This window comes from Streptomyces sp. CO7 (assembly GCF_053474865.1).
The window spans coordinates 143,783-148,044 of record NZ_JBRIOU010000003.1 but is presented as its reverse complement, the minus strand read 5'-3'; the positions used below and the strand labels follow the sequence as shown (position 1 = coordinate 148,044).

Below are 4,262 nucleotides of genomic sequence, written 5' to 3'. Positions count from 1 at the left end.
GTCCCCCATGCCCCTGTCCGCGCTCGCGCCCCCCGGCGGTCACACGTCGGTGAGTCGCAGCCCCGCGTGCGCCTTGTAGCGGCGGTTGACCGAGATCAGGTTGGCGACCAGCGCCTCCACCTGATGGGCGTTGCGCAGACGGCCGGCGAAGACGCCGCGCATGCCGGGGATGCGGCCGGCGAGCGCCTGGACGATCTCGACGTCGGCGCGCTCCTCGCCGAGCACCATCACGTCCGTCTCGATCTCCTCGATCTCCGGGTCCTTGAGCAGGACGGCGGAGAGGTGGTGGAAGGCGGCGGTGACGCGGGAGTCCGGCAGCAGCGCGGCGGCCTGCTGGGCGGCGCTGCCCTCCTCGACCTCGAGCGCGTAGGCGCCCTTCTTGTCGAAGCCCAGCGGGTTGACGCAGTCGACGACGAGCTTCCCGGCGAGGTCTTCGCGCAGCGACTCGAGCGTCTTGGCGTGGCCCTCCCACGGCACGGCGACGATCACGATGTCGCTGCGGCGGGCGCACTCGGCGTTGTCGGCGCCCTCGACGCCGTGGCCGATCTCCTCGGCGGTGGCCTGGGCGCGGTCGGCGGCGCGGGAGCCGATGATCACCTTCTGGCCGGCCCGGGCGAGGCGGTAGGCGAGGCCCTGCCCCTGGTCGCCGGTGCCGCCGAGGACGCCGACGGTCATCCCGGAGACGTCGGGGAGGTCCCACGGGTCCTTGGCGGGGGCCTTCTGCCCGGCGTGGGGCGCATCGTTGCGCGCACTGTCTGTAGTGGTCATGCGCCTGACTTTACGTGCGGAAAGCGCCCGCTCGGCGGTGGGATGGATCACGTCAGCGAGCACGTCGGCCACGGTGTCGGCCACCGCGTCGGCCTCCGCCCCGCGCGCGGCGCCGGGCCACGCTCCGGGCCGCCGCGCCGGGCGGCAACGTCAGCACGTGTCGTCCCGGCCGTCAGTTCGGGGGAATCGGCGGTGAACCAAGGACCGCCGGCGGCGGTGTGCGGCACCATGCGCCGCATGGATGCCGTACGGGTGGCACTGCTGCGCGAGGTCCTGGCCGGGACGGAGTGGCTGGACGCGACGCGCCGGTTCGCGGGTGCGCTGCGCGGGTCGGTGGTGTCGCACGGCGGCGGGCTGCTGCTGGTGGGCACGCCCGCGTACGAGCCGTGGCACCTGGCGGCCCACCTGGTGGACGAGGCGGCCTGGTCGGGGACGCCGGAGCTCTCCCCCACCCTGGTGCGGCACGCCGCGCGGGCCTCGGACCCGGCCCACCTGGCCGTCGGTCTCCGCCGCCTGGAGGCGGCGCGGCGCGGGGAGACGCTGCTGGTGGTGGCCCCGGACGCGACGGGCCCCGAGCTGCTGGAGCGGGTGCGCGACGCCCGGCGCGCCGGGGCGACGGTGCTGGCGCTCGCCGGGCCCCGTGCCGAGGGCCCCGGAGGGCCGGAGGGGCACGAGGACCTGGCGGCGATGGCGCACGAGCTGCTGGGTCCGGTCGACGGGGCGGAGGCCGTCGTCGACCTGGACACCGTGCAACACCTGGTCAGCGCGGCGGCCGGGGAGAACTCGGCGACCGCGCCGCGCGGGCGGCGCAGGTTCCGGGACCGGCTGTCCCGTCTCGCCGACCAGCTGACGGCGCCGCCGCCCCCGCGCTGGTAGGGCCGCCGGGCCGCCCGGAGGGCCGTCTACTCCTGGTCACCGCGCTTCGCGGGGTCGTGCCACTTGGGGTCGTTCTCCCACTCGAGGTTGCGCTCGCGGGCAGTCTCCATGGCGTGCTCGGCCTCGCCGCGGGTCGCGTAGGGGCCGAACCGGTCCTTGGCGGGGCACTCGGGCCCCTCCTCGACCTTCTTGTGCTGCAGGCAGTAGTACCACTCGCCCGGCTTGCCGGCCGCGCGCTTCTTGAACAGGGCCATGCCTGTCTCCTTCCCTCGTCCACACGGGCTGATGCCGTATGCCCCGCTGGTTAGACTCGCAGGCATGTCTGCCCAGTCGCTGCTCGTACCAGGGGAGCTTTCTCCCACCCGATCCGTACCCGGAAACATCAGGCGGCCCGAGTACGTCGGCAAGCCCGCGCCGACGCCGTACACCGGCCCCGAGGTGCAGACTCCGGAGACCGTCGAGGCGATGCGGGTGGCCGGCCGGATCGCCGCGCAGGCGATGGAGGAGGCCGCCAAGCACATCGCGCCGGGTGTCACCACCGACGAACTCGACCGCGTCGCGCACGAGTTCATGTGCGACCACGGTGCCTACCCGTCGACGCTGGGCTACCGCGGCTTCCCGAAGTCGCTGTGCACCTCCGTCAACGAGGTGATCTGCCACGGCATCCCCGACTCGACGGAGCTGCGCGACGGCGACATCGTCAACCTGGACGTCACCGCGTACATCGGCGGGGTGCACGGTGACAACAACGCCACCTACCTGGTGGGTGACGTCGACGAGGAGTCCCGGCTGCTCGTGGAGCGGACCCGGGAGGCGCTGAACCGCGCGATCAAGGCGGTGCGGCCGGGCCGGCAGATCAACGTGATCGGCCGGGTCATCGAGTCGTACGCCAAGCGGTTCGGCTACGGCGTGGTCCGCGACTTCACCGGGCACGGCATCAACACCTCCTTCCACTCCGGCCTGGTGATCCCGCACTACGACAGCCCGTACGCCACGACGGTGATGCAGCCGGGCATGACGTTCACCATCGAGCCGATGCTGACGCTGGGCACGTACGAGTACGAGATCTGGGACGACAACTGGACGGTGGTCACCAAGGACCGGCTGCGCACCGCCCAGTTCGAGCACACGCTCGTCGTCACCGACACCGGCGCCGAGATCCTCACCCTGCCGTAAGGCGGCAGGGGTCGGGGCAGGCCGTGGCCGGTGGGTCCGCGGCGCCCGCCGCGGGCCCCGCGCGCTACGGCGCGCGGACCACGGCGAGCTCGGTCAGGCCCGAGTACGTCAGCACCGGCTCCAGCAGCGAGGAGACGACGATCTCGAGTCTCTCCGCGTGGACGAACAGCACGCTGAGTCCGGCGCTGTCCAAGTAGTCCACGGCGGTGAGGTCGACCACCACCCGTTCGGCGGCGGCGTCGGTCGTCTCCAGTGCCTCCAGCTCGCGGGCCAGCAGCCCGGCGTTGCCGAGGTCGATCTCACCGGCCACCGTCAGCAGTGGCCGCCCGCCGGGCGCGGTGCCGGGGGTCACGGTCAGCGGCGTCATTTGGCGATCCTCGTCCACATCCGAACCGTGGTCCCCGTCTCGCCGGGCGTGACGGTGACCTCCTGCATCATGGCGCGCATCAGCGCGATTCCCCGCCCGCGGTGTCGGCTCGCCTCCACGCTGGGCGGCCTCCAGCGGCCGCTGTCCTCGACGGTGAGGCTGAGCTCGTCGGCGCCGGTCGCGGCCAGCAGCCGGACGGCTCCGCCGGGGCTGTCCCGGTGCCCGTGCTCGATGGCGTTGGCGCAGGCCTCCCCCGCGGCGACCAGGACCTGCTGGGCCATCCCCTCCGGCAGGTCGCACCGCGCCAGCCAGCCCCGCAGCGTGCCGCGGGTGACGGCCAGTTCCGACGACTGCGCCGGGAAGGTCAGCTCCAGCGGCCCGGGGTGCCGGTACAGCAGCAGGGCGACGTCGTCGTCGTAGCCGTCCTCGGGGGCGAGCAGGTCCATGACCCGTGCGGCGAGCTCGTCCGCGGGCAGGTTCCGGCCCTCCTGGAGCGCCTCCCCGGCCAGGCGGATGCCCTCGCTCAGCGGGCGGCGGCGCCGCTCGACCAGGCCGTCGGTGTACAGCAGCAGCGTCGAGCGCGGCGACACCGTGCACTCCGCCTCGGGGCGCTCGGCGCCGGGCCGCACCGCCAGCGGCAGCGAGCGGCCCCGGTCGAGCAGGGTCACCTCGCCGTCGGGTCCCGCGAGGATCCCCGGAGGGTGTCCGGCGCCGGCGTAGACCAGGCGTCCGGTCTCCGGGTCGAGCACGCCGCAGAACAGGGTGGTGCACAGCGCGCCGGGGATGCCCGCGGCGAAGTGGTCCAGCGCGGCCAGCGTCCGGGCGGGCCCGGCCTCCTGGAGCAGCAGCGCCCGGCAGGCGCTGCGCAGCTGGCCCATCACGCTGGCGGCGTCCAGGCCCCGGCCCACGCAGTCCCCGACGACGATGCCGATGCGGCCGTCCGGCAGGGCGATGGTGTCGTACCAGTCGCCGCCGACCTCCAGGGGCGGGACGGCCGGCTCGTAGCGGACGGCGAAGCCCTGGGGCAGCCGTGCCGGGCCGAGGATGGCGCGCTGCAGGGCGAGCGCGGTACGGC

Annotated in this window: 6 protein-coding genes; 2 read left to right on the top strand and 4 right to left on the bottom strand. The window is 74.1% G+C overall.

The annotated features are described in order from the left end of the window. Window positions 1-39: 39 nt before the first annotated feature. Complete coding sequence (gene npdG, locus ACOV8S_RS10545; RefSeq protein ID WP_448317529.1) at window positions 40-768, bottom strand: NADPH-dependent F420 reductase; 729 nt, start codon at window positions 766-768, stop codon at window positions 40-42. Window positions 769-1,005: 237 nt separating this feature from the next. Between npdG and ACOV8S_RS10540 the strand changes: the two genes are divergently transcribed. Further along, window positions 1,006-1,644: a hypothetical protein gene (locus tag ACOV8S_RS10540; protein WP_382556552.1), complete on the top strand. Its 639-nt coding sequence runs from the start codon at window positions 1,006-1,008 to the stop codon at window positions 1,642-1,644. Between the two features lie 26 nt (window positions 1,645-1,670). Here ACOV8S_RS10540 and ACOV8S_RS10535 read toward each other — a convergent pair whose 3' ends face one another. Continuing rightward, window positions 1,671-1,898, bottom strand: a complete 228-nt coding sequence (locus tag ACOV8S_RS10535; RefSeq protein ID WP_448317528.1) for a hypothetical protein — start codon at window positions 1,896-1,898, stop codon at window positions 1,671-1,673. A gap of 64 nt (window positions 1,899-1,962) precedes the next feature. Here ACOV8S_RS10535 and map point away from each other — a divergent pair, with 64 nt between their 5' ends. Further along, a complete protein-coding gene (gene map, locus ACOV8S_RS10530; RefSeq protein ID WP_448317527.1) occupies window positions 1,963-2,820 on the top strand; it encodes a type I methionyl aminopeptidase in 858 nt (285 codons plus the stop codon). A gap of 64 nt (window positions 2,821-2,884) precedes the next feature. On the opposite strand, the gene ACOV8S_RS10525 is transcribed toward map, so the two are convergent. Both ACOV8S_RS10525 and ACOV8S_RS10520 read right to left on the bottom strand, forming a co-directional pair. Further along, a complete protein-coding gene (locus ACOV8S_RS10525) occupies window positions 2,885-3,187 on the bottom strand; it encodes an STAS domain-containing protein (protein WP_448317526.1) in 303 nt (100 codons plus the stop codon). Continuing rightward, window positions 3,184-4,262, bottom strand: a 1,079-nt coding sequence (locus ACOV8S_RS10520; RefSeq protein ID WP_448317525.1) for an ATP-binding SpoIIE family protein phosphatase, incomplete at its 5' end; no start/stop codon positions are given. The genes ACOV8S_RS10525 and ACOV8S_RS10520, both read right to left, overlap by 4 nt.

Excerpts from the sequence above, each read along its gene's own strand:
- npdG (WP_448317529.1), bottom strand. The coding sequence starts at position 768 with ATGACCACTACAGACAGTGCGCGCAACGATGCGCCCCACGCCGGGCAG.
- ACOV8S_RS10540 (WP_382556552.1), top strand. The coding sequence starts at position 1,006 with ATGGATGCCGTACGGGTGGCACTGCTGCGCGAGGTCCTGGCCGGGACG.
- ACOV8S_RS10535 (WP_448317528.1), bottom strand. The coding sequence starts at position 1,898 with ATGGCCCTGTTCAAGAAGCGCGCGGCCGGCAAGCCGGGCGAGTGGTAC.
- map (WP_448317527.1), top strand. The coding sequence starts at position 1,963 with ATGTCTGCCCAGTCGCTGCTCGTACCAGGGGAGCTTTCTCCCACCCGA.
- ACOV8S_RS10525 (WP_448317526.1), bottom strand. The coding sequence starts at position 3,187 with ATGACGCCGCTGACCGTGACCCCCGGCACCGCGCCCGGCGGGCGGCCA.